This is a genomic window from Dictyobacter halimunensis (genome assembly GCF_036245075.1).
Genome location: NZ_BSRI01000001.1, coordinates 1,024,131 through 1,040,054 on the forward strand (window position 1 = coordinate 1,024,131; position 15,924 = coordinate 1,040,054).

General features: G+C 53.1%; 15 protein-coding genes. 10 read left to right on the top strand and 5 right to left on the bottom strand.

Features of this window, described 5'->3' with window-relative positions; genetic code table 11:
• Positions 1–222: 222 nt before the first annotated feature.
• On the bottom strand, positions 223–465 hold the full coding sequence (locus AABA21_RS04050) for a hypothetical protein (RefSeq protein WP_338247705.1): 243 nt from the start codon (positions 463–465) through the stop codon (positions 223–225).
• Between the two features lie 466 nt (positions 466–931).
• Here AABA21_RS04050 and AABA21_RS04055 point away from each other — a divergent pair, with 466 nt between their 5' ends.
• The gene (locus AABA21_RS04055; protein ID WP_338247706.1) at positions 932–1,501 is read left to right on the top strand and encodes a dihydrofolate reductase family protein; all 570 of its coding nucleotides are present in this window, start codon (positions 932–934) and stop codon (positions 1,499–1,501) included.
• Between the two features lie 11 nt (positions 1,502–1,512).
• Here the strand turns inward: AABA21_RS04055 and AABA21_RS04060 are convergent, their stop codons facing one another.
• The gene (locus tag AABA21_RS04060) at positions 1,513–2,616 is read right to left on the bottom strand and encodes a serine hydroxymethyltransferase (protein ID WP_338247707.1); all 1,104 of its coding nucleotides are present in this window, start codon (positions 2,614–2,616) and stop codon (positions 1,513–1,515) included.
• Between AABA21_RS04060 and AABA21_RS04065 the strand changes: the two genes are divergently transcribed.
• Positions 2,615–3,094: a hypothetical protein gene (locus tag AABA21_RS04065; protein ID WP_338247708.1), complete on the top strand. Its 480-nt coding sequence runs from the start codon at positions 2,615–2,617 to the stop codon at positions 3,092–3,094. The genes AABA21_RS04060 and AABA21_RS04065 overlap by 2 nt on opposite strands.
• 39 nt (positions 3,095–3,133) lie before the next feature.
• Here the strand turns inward: AABA21_RS04065 and AABA21_RS04070 are convergent, their stop codons facing one another.
• Positions 3,134–4,042, bottom strand: coding sequence for an RNA polymerase sigma-70 factor (locus tag AABA21_RS04070; RefSeq protein WP_338247709.1), 909 nt, complete (start codon positions 4,040–4,042; stop codon positions 3,134–3,136).
• Between the two features lie 142 nt (positions 4,043–4,184).
• On the opposite strand from AABA21_RS04070, the gene AABA21_RS04075 reads away from it, so the two are divergent.
• A complete protein-coding gene (locus AABA21_RS04075) occupies positions 4,185–4,979 on the top strand; it encodes an SDR family oxidoreductase (protein ID WP_420917128.1) in 795 nt (264 codons plus the stop codon).
• Between the two features lie 140 nt (positions 4,980–5,119).
• On the opposite strand, the gene AABA21_RS04080 is transcribed toward AABA21_RS04075, so the two are convergent.
• Positions 5,120–5,848: a hypothetical protein gene (locus AABA21_RS04080; protein WP_338247711.1), complete on the bottom strand. Its 729-nt coding sequence runs from the start codon at positions 5,846–5,848 to the stop codon at positions 5,120–5,122.
• Positions 5,849–6,189: 341 nt separating this feature from the next.
• Between AABA21_RS04080 and AABA21_RS04085 the strand changes: the two genes are divergently transcribed.
• The 7 genes from AABA21_RS04085 (at position 6,190) to AABA21_RS04115 (ending at position 13,808) form a co-directional block, all read left to right on the top strand.
• Complete coding sequence (locus AABA21_RS04085; protein WP_338247712.1) at positions 6,190–7,242, top strand: LacI family DNA-binding transcriptional regulator; 1,053 nt, start codon at positions 6,190–6,192, stop codon at positions 7,240–7,242.
• Between the two features lie 392 nt (positions 7,243–7,634).
• Positions 7,635–8,954 (top strand): ABC transporter substrate-binding protein, encoded by a 1,320-nt coding sequence (locus AABA21_RS04090; RefSeq protein WP_338247713.1) that lies wholly within the window; start codon positions 7,635–7,637, stop codon positions 8,952–8,954.
• 54 nt (positions 8,955–9,008) lie between these two features.
• The gene (locus AABA21_RS04095) at positions 9,009–10,046 is read left to right on the top strand and encodes a carbohydrate ABC transporter permease (protein ID WP_338247714.1); all 1,038 of its coding nucleotides are present in this window, start codon (positions 9,009–9,011) and stop codon (positions 10,044–10,046) included.
• 2 nt (positions 10,047–10,048) lie between these two features.
• Entirely contained in the window at positions 10,049–10,930 is an 882-nt protein-coding gene (locus AABA21_RS04100) for a carbohydrate ABC transporter permease (protein ID WP_338247715.1), read from the top strand.
• Positions 10,931–10,935: 5 nt separating this feature from the next.
• The gene (locus tag AABA21_RS04105; RefSeq protein WP_338247716.1) at positions 10,936–11,799 is read left to right on the top strand and encodes a sugar phosphate isomerase/epimerase family protein; all 864 of its coding nucleotides are present in this window, start codon (positions 10,936–10,938) and stop codon (positions 11,797–11,799) included.
• A gap of 116 nt (positions 11,800–11,915) precedes the next feature.
• Entirely contained in the window at positions 11,916–12,980 is a 1,065-nt protein-coding gene (locus tag AABA21_RS04110; RefSeq protein ID WP_338247717.1) for a Gfo/Idh/MocA family protein, read from the top strand.
• A 3-nt stretch (positions 12,981–12,983) separates the two neighbouring features.
• The gene (locus AABA21_RS04115) at positions 12,984–13,808 is read left to right on the top strand and encodes a sugar phosphate isomerase/epimerase family protein (protein ID WP_338247718.1); all 825 of its coding nucleotides are present in this window, start codon (positions 12,984–12,986) and stop codon (positions 13,806–13,808) included.
• Between the two features lie 64 nt (positions 13,809–13,872).
• On the opposite strand, the gene AABA21_RS04120 is transcribed toward AABA21_RS04115, so the two are convergent.
• Entirely contained in the window at positions 13,873–15,468 is a 1,596-nt protein-coding gene (locus tag AABA21_RS04120; RefSeq protein ID WP_338247719.1) for a carboxylesterase/lipase family protein, read from the bottom strand.
• Between the last annotated feature and the right edge of the window lie 456 nt (positions 15,469–15,924).

Sequence of the window (15,924 nt, forward strand, 5' to 3'; positions counted from 1 at the left end):
TTGGGTTCCCCGCACCTCTCCCGGTATATTTTCACGAAAAACTATCATCAACGCCGCTCGCTCGTCACAACCTACGCTGCTGGTGCACGGCAGCACAATGCAGGGGGCAGCAAAAGGTTTCAACACAAACCGTCCCGAAGGGGTATGCGCAAGCGATCGGGCAATGTGATGGATAACCACCATGAAAACCTGGCAGAGCATCGTCAGGCAAGGCTTAGAGTATCAGGAACAGCGCCAGCCGTATCCATTTGGGATGTAACTGCCCCACGTCGTGCAATAGTTGCCATACGCGTTACAGTATTCGCGGCTACCTCCGCCAACACACCGTACCGTTGCCTGTGCGCTATCCTCCCCTTGCCAGATAGATGTTTGCGTCTGAGGATCGTACTGGAGAACCGTGCCCTCTTCGGTGAGGGTATCAAGTGGCTGGGCGACCTTGAAAGCGAATAACGTGTGGGAAGACATGATGAAACTCCTTTTCTCATGTACACGCTAGTCCAGTGTAAAAACACCAGGCAGCTAATCTACAAGTACTTATAAAGATCTGCCACACCATACGGAAATATCGATAGATGACCTCCCTGCCAGCAGAGAAACATACACGCTATTTCCGCACTCCCGTTTTAATGTTTGCCTGAGATAATATAATAATAGCTGAATCTCTTGCCTAACGTCAACCGATTATTACATCTTATATATTTACTTTCTCTTGATACTTACTCAACTATGTATATACTGTTATTTCTCCTCTATAGTACGGCTCTTGGCTGCTCCAAAGAAAACAAGAAGAGCAAGATGCAAGAAGTTTTTTTTGAGAATGGGGGGTATCTTATTACTACTTGTATTTTGCAAGGAATACTACCCATAGGATACGCAACGAGATACCCATATTTCAGGCGAACAGAAGGTAGAATGAATGAAAGGAGCACACATGAGAAAGCTCTGGGTGAAGGCGTGGATGACTTTGGATGGGGTCTTTGACGCAGATACGATGGATCACTGGTGGCCTCCTGCCAATGAGGCCGCTGAGGATGAAGCGAGGAGGCTCGAGTACATTGTGGAGGAGTATTCTAAAGGAGATGTATACCTGCTGGGGCGGACCACCTATGAAATGCTTTGGCCAGGCTGGTCCACACAAACGACCGGTGATGGTCCCGGGCCGATCCTTAACCGCATGAAAAAATATGTGGTCTCGACGACGCTCGAAACCGCTCCCTGGAAAGAATCCACCATCATCAAGGGAAATGTGGTGGAAGAAATCACCAAACTGAAACAGCAACCAGGCAAAGACATTATTGTCGACGGCAGTGCCACGCTGGTCCACTCCCTGATGGGAACGGATCTGATCGATGAGTATCGGTTCTTAGTCTTGCCCTACATCATGGGAAGAGGAAGGCGGTTCTTCCCAGAGGGGATGCAAGAGACAAAACTACGGCTGGTCGAAAGCAAGAGACTCAGTTTCGAGACCCTGGCTCTTGTCTACCAGCCGGACAAAAACTAACCACGCGGCGCTCAGCCCGCGTAGCCCGAGATGGTGAACTGCGCGCAGAGCTCATGCACACACGCACTGACATCGGCCTTGACGTGCTCGTCCAGGGTGTAGTGGCGCTCGTCTGTCTGCTGAACAGATGAGAGGACGCGATCGATCAGCTCGGCGCAGATGCCCATCTCTTCTATGTACATGCCGCGCGCGGCGACGCCGTTGCTGCCCAGGCGCAGACCACTGGTGACGAGGGCGGACCGGGTGTCGCCAGGGATGCGGTTCTTGTTGACGACGATGCCGCACTCTTCCAGGGCGCGCTCAGCGACGGTACCAGTCAGACCGCTGCTGGCGATGTTCAGCAGGACCATGTGGTTGTCGGTGCCTCCGGTAAGCACATCATAGCCGCGCGCCTTGAGCTCACACGCCAGTGCCTGCGCGTCCTCCACCACGCGCCGCGCCAGCAGCTTGAAGGACGGCGTGGCGACCATGCCCAGGGCACGTGCCTTGGCGGCGATCGTGTTAAGGCTGGGCGTGCTCTGAAAGAAGGGGAAGGTGGCCTTCTGCAGCCGCTGGGACAGCGTGGTGCGCCCATCAGACGAGAGTTGCTCGTGGTCTTTCCCCATCAAGATCAGGCCGCCACGCGGGCCGTAGAGCTGCTTGTAGGTGCTGGTGGTGGTGAAGTGGGTGTGGTCAATGGGACTCTGGTGCTCGCCGGCGACCACGAGGCCGGAGATGTGCGAGATGTCGGCTAGCAGGTAGGCGCCCACCTCGTCGGCGATGGCGCGAAAGCGGGCGAAGTCGATGCTGCGTGGATACGCGCTCGCGCCCGCGACGATCAGGTCGGGGCGCGTCTGCAGGGCCAGGCGGCGCACCTCGTCGTAATCGAGCCAGTTGTCCTCTCCGACGTGATATTCAATGGCCTCAAACCACTGGCCGATCAGAGAGACCGGCGAGCCGTGTGAGAGGTGCCCACCCGAGTTGAGGCCCAGTCCCATGATGCGCGCGCCGGGACTGAGCAGGCTGCCGATTACGATCTGGTTCGCGCTCGTCCCGGAGTGCGGCTGCACGTTACTTGCTGCTCGCTTGCGGCAATGGCGTGAGTTGGAATCTATCCCGGCAAGTATGCGATCCATGATCAAGACGGCCGACCTTGAGGTTCCCATTGAACTCGCTTCGATGCTCCAACCAGAGGAAGAAGCCACGCTGGGTTTAAGCGCCGCCCTTAAACTGGTCTATGCACCAGCACGACCAGACTCACACGCTTATTGGCGATGGTGTGCCAGGGCACTTGTCAAAGGGGATCACCTTCCCCCTCCTCCAGAACCGCCCAGGCAGATCGCCAGTTCTGCTGACCTGATACACGCTGAACAGGTCATAGCCTGTTCCGACCTGTATCTGTGGCTAGCGCGCACTCCTGAATTTCGCGCGTCTGGCCTATGCTATGAAGAGGTCCACCGGGATCGCTATGCGCTCACCGAGCGTATTGACCAGGCACTTCTCTCGCGGTTGGATACGCGTAAACGATGCACCTCTTGTGGATGTATCCTTCCCCTTTACCATCGCTATCGACTCTGCGAGAACTGCTACCTGGATCGCAGCTATGACTACTAGGACCATAATGTAATCTAACATTGTCTTACTCTAAGACCTTCAGGCGCGAGATCTGGAGAGCTGTTTTTGTAGATAGGCCAGTTTCTCCGGGTTCAGCAAAGCATAGATCTGCTCAATACCCACAGAGCTCAAGGTCACGCTGATGACAACGACCAATCTGCCCTCTTCCCAACATAAGATGGCCGGGCCGCCATTGATCTCAGCCAGCGTAAAGGTCAGAGGCCGCTGATTGTGGCGTGCCTGGCTCAGCCAGAAACTCCAGAAACGTGCCACAGATTGCTGACCATGGACAGGTTTGAGGTTCGCCTGCACTTTGCCGCCACCATCCGACCAGGAAACGATATCCTGAGCCAGGAGACTGGTCAGCACCTCCATGTTCCCGGTCTGACTGGCAGAAAGAAAACTGAGCACAAGCTGATGCTGACGCTGCGGCTCCGGTTCGAAGCGCACACGCCCATGCTGCAAAGCCTGTCTAGCCCGATGGAAGATCTGGCGGCAGTTGGCAGGGCTTTTCTCCAGCATCGCCCCGACTTCGCTAAAAGGGTACTCAAAGACTTCATGCAAAAGAAAAACGGCGCGCTCGGACGGGCTGAGAGACTCTAGCAGACGTAAAAAGGCCAGCGAAAGCGTTTCTTGTTGCTCAAGGTTCGCAAGAGGAGCCATGCTATCCTCCGAGGTAAGGAGAGGTTCGGGCAGCCAGACTCCAATATACTGTTCGCGGGCAACACGAGCCGATTTCAGATAATCCAGCGCCAGACGAGTAATAATGGTGGTCAAATACGACTTCAAGGATACGATCTCGTGGCTGGCACTCGCCTGATAGCGTAGATACGTCTCCTGCACAAGATCCTCGGCGTCACTGGCACTCCCAGTCATCCGATAGGCAATGGAAAAGAGCAGCACGCGGTAGTGCTCAAAATCTTCGCCCTGGTTCATAGCTTCATCCATCGCTCACACGTCTCCTTCTACCTTCGTATTATAAGCCCATCTAAGGGCAGAGAACAAACGAGGGTGTCACATTTGCCCCATGCTCTCTCGTCTCCTGTGCGAGTTACTGAGAGACATTCAACCTACAAATAAGCGAGGAAATATCATGCAACAGATAGTAGTAACAGGCGGCACCGGGACACTCGGTCGCCACATTGTCCCCCTCCTTCGGAACGCTGGCTGCCAGGTCCGGGTGCTCAGCAGAAACAGCCACGAACCTGTGCAAGGGGTTGAGTATATACGCGGTGACCTGGCCACAGGCGAGGGGATTGCAGATGCGATCAGAGGGGCCGATGTCATCGTGCACTGCGCGGGCAGCAGCAAGGGAGATGAGGTGAAGGCAGAGAACCTTATTCGGGCAGCGTCAGGAACCCGGGTACGGCACCTGGTGTATATCTCAGTTGTTGGTGCTGATCGGGTCCCAGTCAAAAGCGGTATTGACCGCGCCATGTTCGGCTACTTCGCGTCCAAGCGGGCTGCCGAACAGATCGTGATAAACTCCGGTCTGCCCTGGACGATTCTACGGGCCACCCAGTTCCACGACTTATTGCTTACAGTCGCCCAGGCCATGATGAAGATGCCCATCATGCCCGTTTTTGCAGGCTTCCGGTTCCAACCCGTTGATTCCTCTGAGGTCGCGGCCCGGTTGGTGGAACTCACACTCGGGGACCCGGCTGGTTTGGTGTCTGATCTGGGAGGGCCACGGATCGACAAGATGTCTGACCTGATGCGCACCTACCTGCGTGCTCAAGGCAAGCGGCGATTGATCCTGCCGGTCTGGCTGCCGGGTCGGGCTGCCCGCGCTCATCGGGCTGGTGCGAACCTGACGCCCTACCACACCGACGGAAAGAGGACCTGGGAGGAGTTTCTCGCCGACCATGAGGCTTGTCATGAATAGATAGCGCGAACCCTGTGAATCTGTTCTCCGCAGCAATGTCGCTTCACCCGACGAAAGAGGCCCGAAACCCATAAAAATCTATCACGATCCAGGCCTGAAAGGCAGGAGCACCCATTCTGTGCTCCTGCTGCAAACCACACTTATGTATGCAATTGGCCGGTCGCCAGAACGTGCATGTTCAAGTCCATCATGGTTTTCCCTGTATACGTTGTGTCGCCGTAAGTTTGCCAGTGTATCTGCCAGCCCGCTGCCGTTCGTTCCCCGATCACGGCAACACCGCCGAAGAAATCGACGTTTGTCCTGCCAGCATTCTGTTGGGTCTGCACCTCTCTCACCGCGCTCGTGTAATAGGTCGTTGCTCCCAGCCCATCAACCGCCACCAGGTTCAATCCCTGTCCAGCAGGGGGTGCCGCCGTCCAGTAGGCTCTGGCGTTTGTATGCTGATTGTCTAATGCCTGCACCCGGGCAACCGTCTCCTTATCCAGGTTCAATGGATTGGCCCCACCTGGATACGGGCCAATATTCAGTGCATTCGCGTGGTAGATAACCAGATCGTTTGTCCCTACAACCTTATCGATGTAGAGACGGCATCCAGACAGATTCGCAGTGACAAAACCGGTTATCCCTGCTGCTGGCAGGTAAACGGAATGGATTTGATTCTGATTGAACGGGAGAAAAACGGTATCCCCAGCAGCAGCTGGTGTGAAGCTGATCCTCGTTCTTCCCGCAGTAGTTGCACTGGTAGCTGTTGTCACTCTGGCAGCATTCCAGTCATAAATAAAGATCGGTGGCGCTTCATGCATTTTTGCCAGGCCTACATCTCCAACTTCATACGGAACGTGAGCAAGCGTCGCGACAGCAATAGCCATACTATCCTCCATGGGGTAAGATAGATCCAAGCGCAGAGAACATCTTCTACATCTCTATTCTTCTATCCTCCTCTTATAATTATAAACTCCAATATCATCAAAGTAAATATAGAGCACAAAATACATATTGTGGCGCCTGTAAAATCTCGCTCGCGTCCGCTGTCAGATTGTTCAGATGCCGGGGCAGCAAAAGTAAAGAAGATTGATTCACTATCAACCAGGCCGATAGAACGGGTGGGATGCGTCAGTTTGTCGTTTTACCCTTGACAAAAGAGTTATAGATAGATATACTTGCTACATGATCGATCATGTGATCGATCATGTAGCAGTGAGGGTAGACAATGTCAGTGACGATGAGCGATGTCGCACGACACGTAGGCGTATCGAAACAGACCATATCAGCGGTGATCAACGGCAAACCTGGTATTAGTGCCGATACTATTGCCAGAGTAAAGCAGGCCATTGCTGAACTGGGTTATCAACCGAACCTTGTCGCCAGTTCGCTACGGCTTGGATATACCAAGAGTATCGGCCTGCTGCTTTCGAATGTGGCAAATCCCTGGTTTGCGGAGATAGCACGCGGCGTTGAAGATGTCGCCCTGGCAAGGGGCTATAGCGTTATGCTCTGCAACACGTATGACGATCCTGACAAATTAGAGCTCTACCTGAATGTATTTATTCGACAGCGTACTGCTGGCGTCATCGGTATTTCAGCAAATGATGCAGCGAAGATCGCACACGCAACTTCATGCGTCTTTCAATCTCTGAATCCAATCAACAGCGCGCGGGGGGCCTATGTGGCAACCGCGCATCTCTTATCTCTGGGTCATCGTCGCATCGGGTGTATTACCGCTCTTCCCAATAATACTGTGGCTCTAGAACGCTTGCAAGGCTACCGAGCAGCCCTGGCTGATTGGAACATCGTGGTGGATGAGAATATGATTATCAGTGGAGATTTCGATTATGCCAGTGGCCTCCGTGCGGCTGAACAATTATTGCGATTGCCAACCTTGCCGACTGCTGTTTTTGCGCACCAGGATTTGCTTGCCATAGGTATTATCGCTGGTCTGCAACGCGCTGGTATTCGCGTCCCGGAAGATATCGCCATTGTCGGATACGATGGTTTGGAGATTGCATCAGTCTATAATCCTCCTCTCAGCACGATTATCCAACCGACGCATGCGATGGGTATGCAAGCCATGAGGCTATTAGCGGATAAACTCGAAGGCAAAACTTCAGACGAAACTGAACCATTGCATTGTCAACTGGCCGTTCGCCGCTCTACAGTACCAACCCTTGCTCAGGAGTGGATAAGCCCAGATATCGATACTGCTACCACACCCTGGCTTGGTTGGCAGAGTAGCGAAGATACTCTTCCGTCACGTATTCCGTAGTTCTTTGTATATGTCCATTGACTCTTTCTATCCTGGGTAGACTGGTCAACTATGTTGTTGGCTCTTGTTGAAGCACATTGCTGTTAACTCTGGCTATTTGCATTCATTGAAGGAGTTTGATCATGGCAACGAACATAGGCACAGTATCCTCAACACTATTTTCACCTCTCTTCGCAACTCCTCGTCTTCTGCTCTCTCTCTATCAAGATTTTGACATGTAGGTGAACTGCGTAGAGTTGCATACCATCTGTTAATTGCTCATTTGTGACAATAGAAGGCTCTGTCTATTACTGATGATCTCAATACATGTTGAATGCTCATCAGGACAGGGTATTTTTGCCCATTTTTCGTCATTTCATTTCTCTCATCTCAACTGTACAAGGAGGTATACCATGTCCTTTGGTCGAAGCAAAGACGCAGATATTTCTCGTCGACAGATGCTCACCCTGCTCGGGGCGGGAGCGCTCGGGACAGCGCTCGCTGCTTGTGGCACTCCAACTGCCAGTAGCGGCCCGTATAAGGGCAAATTTGTTATTTTTAGCGTTGCGGTACAGGCGCAAAGCGAACCGTTGATCAAAGCGATCGAAAAGGCCCATCCAGGAGTTCAGGTAGTATGGCGAACGCTGACCAGCGAGAACTTTACGACGTTATTCAGTGCTGCGGTTCTGGCTCATGATCAAATCGATCTGATGGATCTCAATGGTCAGGATCTGCGTCGTTACGCGGTGGGACATGAGTTGCTTGACCTCAGCAGTATCTCATATAAAAGCCGCTTTGTCCCTGACGCGACTCAGGTCTACACAGTCGATAACAAGCTCTGGGCTCTGCCACGTGGAGGAATCGGTGGTTTCACATTCTTCTACAATAAAAAGCTCCTGCAACAGATCGGCTACACCAAAGAACTGCAAACATATAGTGATCTTCAGGAGATCGCGCCCGAGCTCAAAAAGATAGGAGTTGCTCCCTTTGTCCACCCGGGGAAAGATATCTATCTCTGGCCCGTCTGGATGTTCTGGGCCCTTGCGCAGACAACAAAAAATCAGGCGGTTGAGACGACATTTAAGACGTTATCCGGTAAAGGCAAATTTACTGATCCTGAATATGTGGCCGCTCTGGAGCTGATCCATAAATATGCTCAGGATGGAATGTTTATTCAAGGAGTCAACGGCCTGGATACCGATGGTGCGACAGTCAATTTCACACAAGGCAAAGCACTTTTCTACTATACTCACACTGGTATGATCAGCACGGTAAGCACTGGTAATTATCCCAAACTGGATATGGATGTGATACCACCGTTGCTGGCTGTAAGCGACACAACGGTCAAAAGGCAGATGCCAGGTGGCTATGGCGATGCGCTGGGCGTCTACGCGAAAATCGATTCATCCCGTAAACAGCTTGCAATGGATATCGCCAATCTGATGACCAGCGATACATGGGTTAAATGGGCCAATCAACAGGGTGCCGATCCTGCCTCCTGCAACAAGAATGTTCAGGCCAGCAATAATCCTCTGGCCATAAAATATGCGCAAACATGTGCCCCCAATCAAATCACGTATCTGGACTGGTACTGGCCGCCAGAGATCACAACAGCCTTCCAACAAAATATCCAGACGATGATCAGCGGCAGTGGAAATCCGACCAGTGCCGCACAGGCGGTTCAGCGAACCATGGACCAGGTACGCCAGGATGGGTACACATTCCAATCGTAAGTGCCGCTGCTATGCACAACATCTCTGTCATCAGTCCTTTATAGGAGACACAGAATGAAGCGTGTGCAGAAATTTCTGCACACGCATACGAAAAAGACGGGAGTTATCTTCATGGCGAAAGCCAGGTCTTTAGACGGGTTGAAAACGCTTTCAGAGAATCGGCGTCGGGCAACCAGTGGACCGCCAGCGGGTAAACAGAGGATGAGGAAGTCATGGTTGCGTATCCTTATGCCGTATCTCTGGATTCTCCCCGCTCTCCTACTCTATGGCACTTTCAAGCTCTATCCTTTGATCAACGGCATCTGGCTCTCCCTGCTCAACTGGGATGGTATTGATGACCCGGTGTTCATTGGTTTGCACAACTTCCAGCGTATGTTCAGCGATGATCAACTTGGCGTTGCACTCTGGCATAACGTAGAGTATGCGTTTGGCTCGGTCATCGGCAAAATTGTGCTCTCCCTTTTGCTGGCCGTCCTGATAAACCAGCAATTACGCGGGCGAGGCATCTATCGGACTGTCCTGTTTATGCCTGTGGTCATGTCCTTTGTCGTCGTGGCACTCCTGTGGGCATGGCTCTATAATTATCAATTTGGATTGATAAACAACCTTTTCCATATCCTCGGTCTCGGTTTCCTCTCACAGGACTGGCTGGGTAATCCCAAATTGTCGCTGTGGTCAGAAATTGCGGTCGATATCTGGAAATGGTATGGCTTCCATATGGTCATCTTTCTGTCAGGACTGCAAACGATTCCGACAGAACTATACGAGGCGGCGCTGGTTGATGGAGCTTCACGCCTGGACCAGTTTTTTCATATCACGCTTCCACTCCTGCAACCTGTTATGGTTATTAACGTCACCATCGCCCTGGCTGGAGCATTCAACACCTTCGATATTCCTTATCTCATGACCCAGGGGGGACCAGGTAATGCGACATTGGTGCTCGGTCTCCATATCTATCAGCAGGCATTCCAGTTTAACAGGCTTGGCTATGGGTCTGCACTTTCATATGCATTGTTCATCCTTGTGAGCGTCGTCGTCTTGCTCCAATTGAAGTTTATGCTTCCTCGTCAGTCATCAGAAGGGAATCACTAACGATGAGTACTGTAGTGACTCAAGATCAGGCAAGTCAGCGGACCCAGGAACGCAAGGTTCGTTTGTTTCGAACGCGACCGAAGATCTTCAGCCATCTCATCCTGCTCTTTTTCTCGCTCATCATTGTCTATCCGATCGTCTGGATGGTACTTTCCTCATTCAAGACGCAGAGTGATCTGCTCAGTAATCTATGGGCACTCCCAAAGGCGATGGCCTGGCAAAATTACAGCAATGCCTGGCAGACGGCCGGCCTTGGTCAGGCATTGTTCAATAGCTTTTTTGTGTCCATTGTAACGACGGCTCTGGTCGCGATACTGGCGGCGCTGGCAGGATATGCTCTCTGTAAATTTCGCTTTTATCTTTCTGGTGCTATCCTGCTGATGTTCGTACTTACCATGCAGGCGCCGGTTCCAATCATTCCGTTATATGTGCTCATGGTTCAGCTCAACCTGACGAATACCTATCTGGGTTTGATTCTGCCACTGGTCTCGGCGGGCCTACCGCTCTCAATCTTTATCTTTTGGGGCTATTTCCAGACGTTGCCAGGAGAACTGCATGATGCGGCAGTTGTTGATGGATGTAATGAGTGGTCAGTCTTTCTACGCGTCATCGTACCAATTTCGGGCCCCGCCATCGCCAGCGTCTGTATTCTGGAGTTTCTAGCCGCGTGGAATGAATACTTTCTCCCGCTAATCTTGATTACCGATCCCAATCTCCGTACACTTCCGCTTGCTATTCAGGTCTTCTTCTATACCTATCGTACAACTGATTGGGGACAGGTTTTCGCTGCGCTCACGGTTGGCGCATTACCAATGATTCTGCTCTATCTCTTCTTGCAGCGCCTGTTTATACAGGGGTTAACATCCGGAACGTCGAAAGGATAATGTATATGAAACTCAGTTTTTTGACCAATGCGATTGATGATCTGGAAAAAGCCGCTCGTTTGGGGTTTGATGGTATCGAGCTTCAGGCCGGGGCAGTTGTGCAGGCCCATGAACGTCACATAGACAACGAGGCCATTGCTCAGATCAAGCGGCTACGTGAGAAGCATCGAGTACACGTTGAAGCACTGGCTTTTTATGAGGTCGCCTTCAAGCAGAATGTGTATACATCACCCGAGAGTGTGCTTCAGGCCTATGAGCAGGTGTTCAATGCGGCGGAACAAGTAGGTGTCACAGTCATTGCCAGTATGGCTGGTTTTGATCCCAATCGCGATTGGGATGCGAATATTCAGCTATTTGCAGATCGCTTCGGTCCGGTTGCTGATCTGGCGGAGAAACGGGGGATCAAGATTGCGTTCGAGAACTGGATGGCTCTCCATGGCAAGTTACCATTCCGTCCAGTGAATATTGGAGGCTCACCCGATACCTGGGATGCCATGTTTTCAGCCGTTCCCTCCAGGGCACTCGGCCTGGAATTTGATCCTTCCCATCTGTACTGGCAGGGGATTGATCATATTCGAGCTCTTCGCGAGTTCAAAGATCGAGTGTACCACGTACACGCGAAAGATACAGAGATGTTGCCTGAGCACCGCTATCGTGGAGGAGTAAATGGTGACTATTTCCGTTTCCGCATTCCTGGCTACGGCGAAATCAACTGGGCACAATTTATCTCTACCCTCGATGAGATTGGGTATAGCGGCGATATAGCGATTGAGCATGAGGATCCGGTGTACTGGAATGATCGTTTCGATGAAGGGCTCGATCGTGGTTGGCAGGTACTTCATCCCTTGATTCATCCCCAGGCACGCTAAGAAGTAGTCCGATGCGTATCTATAAGGAGTATAGACCTCTACTATAGAGATGCCTCTCTATGCTATAGATCGCTTGCTGCAGGCACACTGGTTAAGAAAGGAAGCACTGTTATCTTATGAGCAAGAAACCACGTCTTGGTTTTATTGGCGTCGGCATGATGGGGCAAATTGCCCATCTTGCCAATTATGCCCGTTTACGCGATGAGGGGGAGTGTGAGATTGTAGGCATTACCGATCTCAAGCCTCTGCTCGCACGAGCCGTTGCCGAAAAATATCATGTTCCCCGCATTTACGAGAATGCGACCGAGCTCTTACAGGACCCATCAATCGATGCTGTTGTGTGTATTCAGCAATGGCCGAATAACTATGCATTGGTCAAACAGATTCTGCTCGCTGGGAAATCTGTGATGACAGAGAAGCCTATGGTTGGACGGCTGGATGAAGCGCAAGAACTGGTAGCGCTGGCACAAGAGAAAGGCGTTCTCTATGCCGTGGGATTTATGAAACGCTACGATGCTGGAGTTGAAGTCGCGAAACACCTTTTTGAGGAGTTTCGGCACAATGGCGAACTTGGGAACCTGCTGGAAGTTGATGCGGTCTGTGATGGCGGGGATTGGATCCAGAACGCGGGGGCCCCTGTCATCGCTGATGATCCAACGCCATTGCCACCACTTCAGCCGACCTATCCTGATCGTTGTACGACGCCAGAGCAGCGTGCGGCTTATGGCTACCTCGTCAACATTTTTGCGCATACCGTCAATTTCTGCCATCACTTCCTGGGGAAGGAGATGCGTGTCTACGCAGCCCAATTCCGTAGGGATAGGGGAATGCAGTCCTTATTGCGCAGCGACGATGTGCTGGTAACCGTTCATGGGGCCACGAGTGCCAGTCACGAGTGGAGAGAGTACACTACCTTTAATTTTGAGCGAGGACACCTGATGGTGAAAACGCCCGTCCCGCTCAATCGGCAACAATCAGCAAGGGTCTATCTGACGCGGCCGGGTGAGCAAGGATTTGTCACCACCGAATATCATGCACCCGTTGACTGGGCCTTCTTTCGTGAAGCGCAAGGTTTTGTTCGTGCCCTGGCTGGGAACGTCCCACTGCGTGCGCCGGCAGAAACATGTCTCTGGGATGTTCGTGTGATGGAACAAATTATAGACATTGCGGAGGTCATCTAACATATGCGACGCGCACAACTGGCGATAAACTCGGTTTCAACAAAACAATCCAATCTGGAAGAGGCGCTGACTGCCTATGCGAACGCAGGATTTCGCAATGTCGAGTTTGTGTTATCACACGTCAAAACGTATCTGGCACAAGGGCATTCTCTGGATGCTGTTCGCCATCTTCTCCATCAACAGCAGTTGACCGCCATCGGAGGATTCGACACCCATGTGGTATGCTTCGGGTCTCACGAAGCGCAGCAAACGAATCATGAACGTGTGTTGGAGAACGCACAACTCATTCATGATCTGGGTGGGGGTACCCTGGTTGTGGGAACAGATGGCCCATCAGACGGCGCCTCAATTGAGGCTCTGGAAAGTATAACATCCACATTCCGCTCTCTTATCAAGCAGATAGAACATCTACACGTCTCCATCGCGCTGGAATTTAATTGGTCGCCGATTGTACGGAGCCTGCAGAGTGCTGTACGTGTGGCTGAGCACGTGAGTCATCCACAATTTGGTGTTTTGTTTGATCCCGCTCACTATTATACGACTGTGACCAAGTTTGAGCATCTCACCCCCGAAACGGTGCGCTGGATCAAACATGTCCACTTGAATGATATGAGGGATAAGCCAGGTGAGTTGAGCAACTGCAATAGTGATCGCGTCCTCCCAGGACAAGGGATACTGGATCTGCACGCCATTATCTCGCGCCTGGAAGCGTATGGCTATCAGGGATTTTTCTCCATCGAAATGTTTAATGAAGAGCTATGGGCATTGCCAGCTGAGACCGCAGCTATGCAATGCTATCAGAGCCTGCTTCCTCTATGCCAGCAATGAGGAAGATCCCTCCTGGAAAGAGCACCTTTCCAGGAGGGATCTTTTTTCCGGCCCCTAGAGCAGATCAACGCGCCAGCGTACCGCCGATGAGCTCGTCCAGGAACAGGTACCGCGCGCGATGGCGATCCGGTTCGATAGCTGACTCGACATCCAGGCGCATAAACTGAACTGTATCGCCCACATTTGCCGCCTGCCACCGCGGTAAGCCAGGACCGCTCGGATCCCCACTCCTGACGAAGTTGGCGTAATACTGCTGCATGAGCTCCGAGAGCCGCTCATCGGCATCCGTCCAGGTATAGACCATATTCGTCGCGAGGTTGCCCATGAAATACTCGATGTCCGCCGAGTGGACGGCGCCACGCGCCGGGGGCAGGCGCTGAGCTTCCGCCTCCGCCTCCTCCCCGCGCAGCACACCACCCGCGAGCCCTGCAACGGCGTCGCCCATCTCAGGGCGCATCGGGGGGCGCGGGTGGGCATAGAGATAGCGGTACACCGGTTGGCCGCCGGTCTGACCGTGGATCTCTGCCCATTTCCAGGTGCTGTAGCCGATGAACGTGTCGCTCGCGAGGTCCGTAGCGGCCGTGATGACCTCCTCATCGGTCGCCGCCTGGTACAGCTGGAGCACCTGCTCGGCCCGCTCGCCGAAGCGTTCGCGTAGGACCGTACGGTAATGCTCCACGGTCGGCTCTTGATCCATGAGCAGGAACACGTAGGGCGCCTCCTCAGAATTCCATCCGACCAGCAGCGGCACGTGCGCCTGATCGCCTGCAGCGTATATATCCGCCGGTGCATGGGGCAAGAAGTAGCCGTCAATCGTGCCGGAGAAGTGCTGCGGCGTGTGCTCATGTGTCGCCTCCAGCAGCCGCTCGCTCGACAGAGCTCGCAACTCGGCCAGCGACGAGGCTCCGACGCTAGCCGCGAACTCCAGTCCGACGCGCTCTGCGTCGGCCAGCGACACAGGTGTGAGCGCACCCATCAGCGATCCGCTCGATCCAATGGCGCCAGCGATCAGGTTCTTCACCAGCGGCGACACCATCTGTGCGCTCACCGAGATCGACCCCGCCGATTCGCCGGCGATGGTCACGCGCCGGGGGTCGCCACCGAAGGCCGCGATATTCTCCTGCACCCAATGCAGCGCCGCCACCTGGTCGAGGTAGCCATAGTTGCCCGAGGCATGGTGTGGTGACTCCTGCGTCAGCTCAGGATGCGAAAAGAAGCCAAAGATATTCAGGCGATAGTTGACGCTGAGGGTAATGATGCCGCGCTGCGCCAGACTCGTACCGTCGTAGCGTGGTTCCGAGCCGTCGCCGGCGACATTGCCACCACCGTAGAAATAGACCAGCACTGGCAACCGATCCGCTGTCGGCTCGGCGGGCGCCCACACGTTGAGGTACAGACAATCCTCGCTCATGCCATTCGAGCGGAAGTTCATATCGCCGAAGACGGGTAGCTGCATGGGCCGCGGGCCAAAATTGTGGGCCTGGCGCACGCCCCTCCAAGGCGCAGCCGGCTGCGGCGGACGCCAGCGCAAGTCACCAACCGGCGGGGCAGCGAACGGGATGCCCTTGAAGCTACGCACACCCGATCCAGGCTCTATTGTCCCTTCGAGGATGCCACCAGAAACGGTGACGCGGGGATTTCCATCTGCGTGATCTGTCATGATACACACTCCTATTTGAGATGCCAATAAACGTGCGTAAGATGAGGGGGAGCGACTCAACGATTCTCGCAAGCTCGCACGTTGTAATATGCAAATTGGATGGTCCTGCTCATTCTGTGACCGGGATAGCAACTATGAATATAACCTCGCCCTCCGGCGATGAGACGAACTGGAGGAAAACGTCGGATACCGGTGAGTAAGGTGCGCGCAGGATCGAAGAATCTCAGCTTCTCGAGCCAGTACCGATAGGCATCATCATCAAGCATGAGCAGCCTCCGAGAACAGATGAGGTCGTTCTAACGTACTCTCTCCTTTTCTAACAGTGTAAACGATTTCTGCCGAAATAGCCAGAAACGGCGCAAAAAGCGTCCGTTGTGACTGATTTCGTGGCCAGGTGCTTGAAGAAGATGCACTTTTCCCCGACCTGAGCAGAAATGCAGACAAGCTTACACCTGG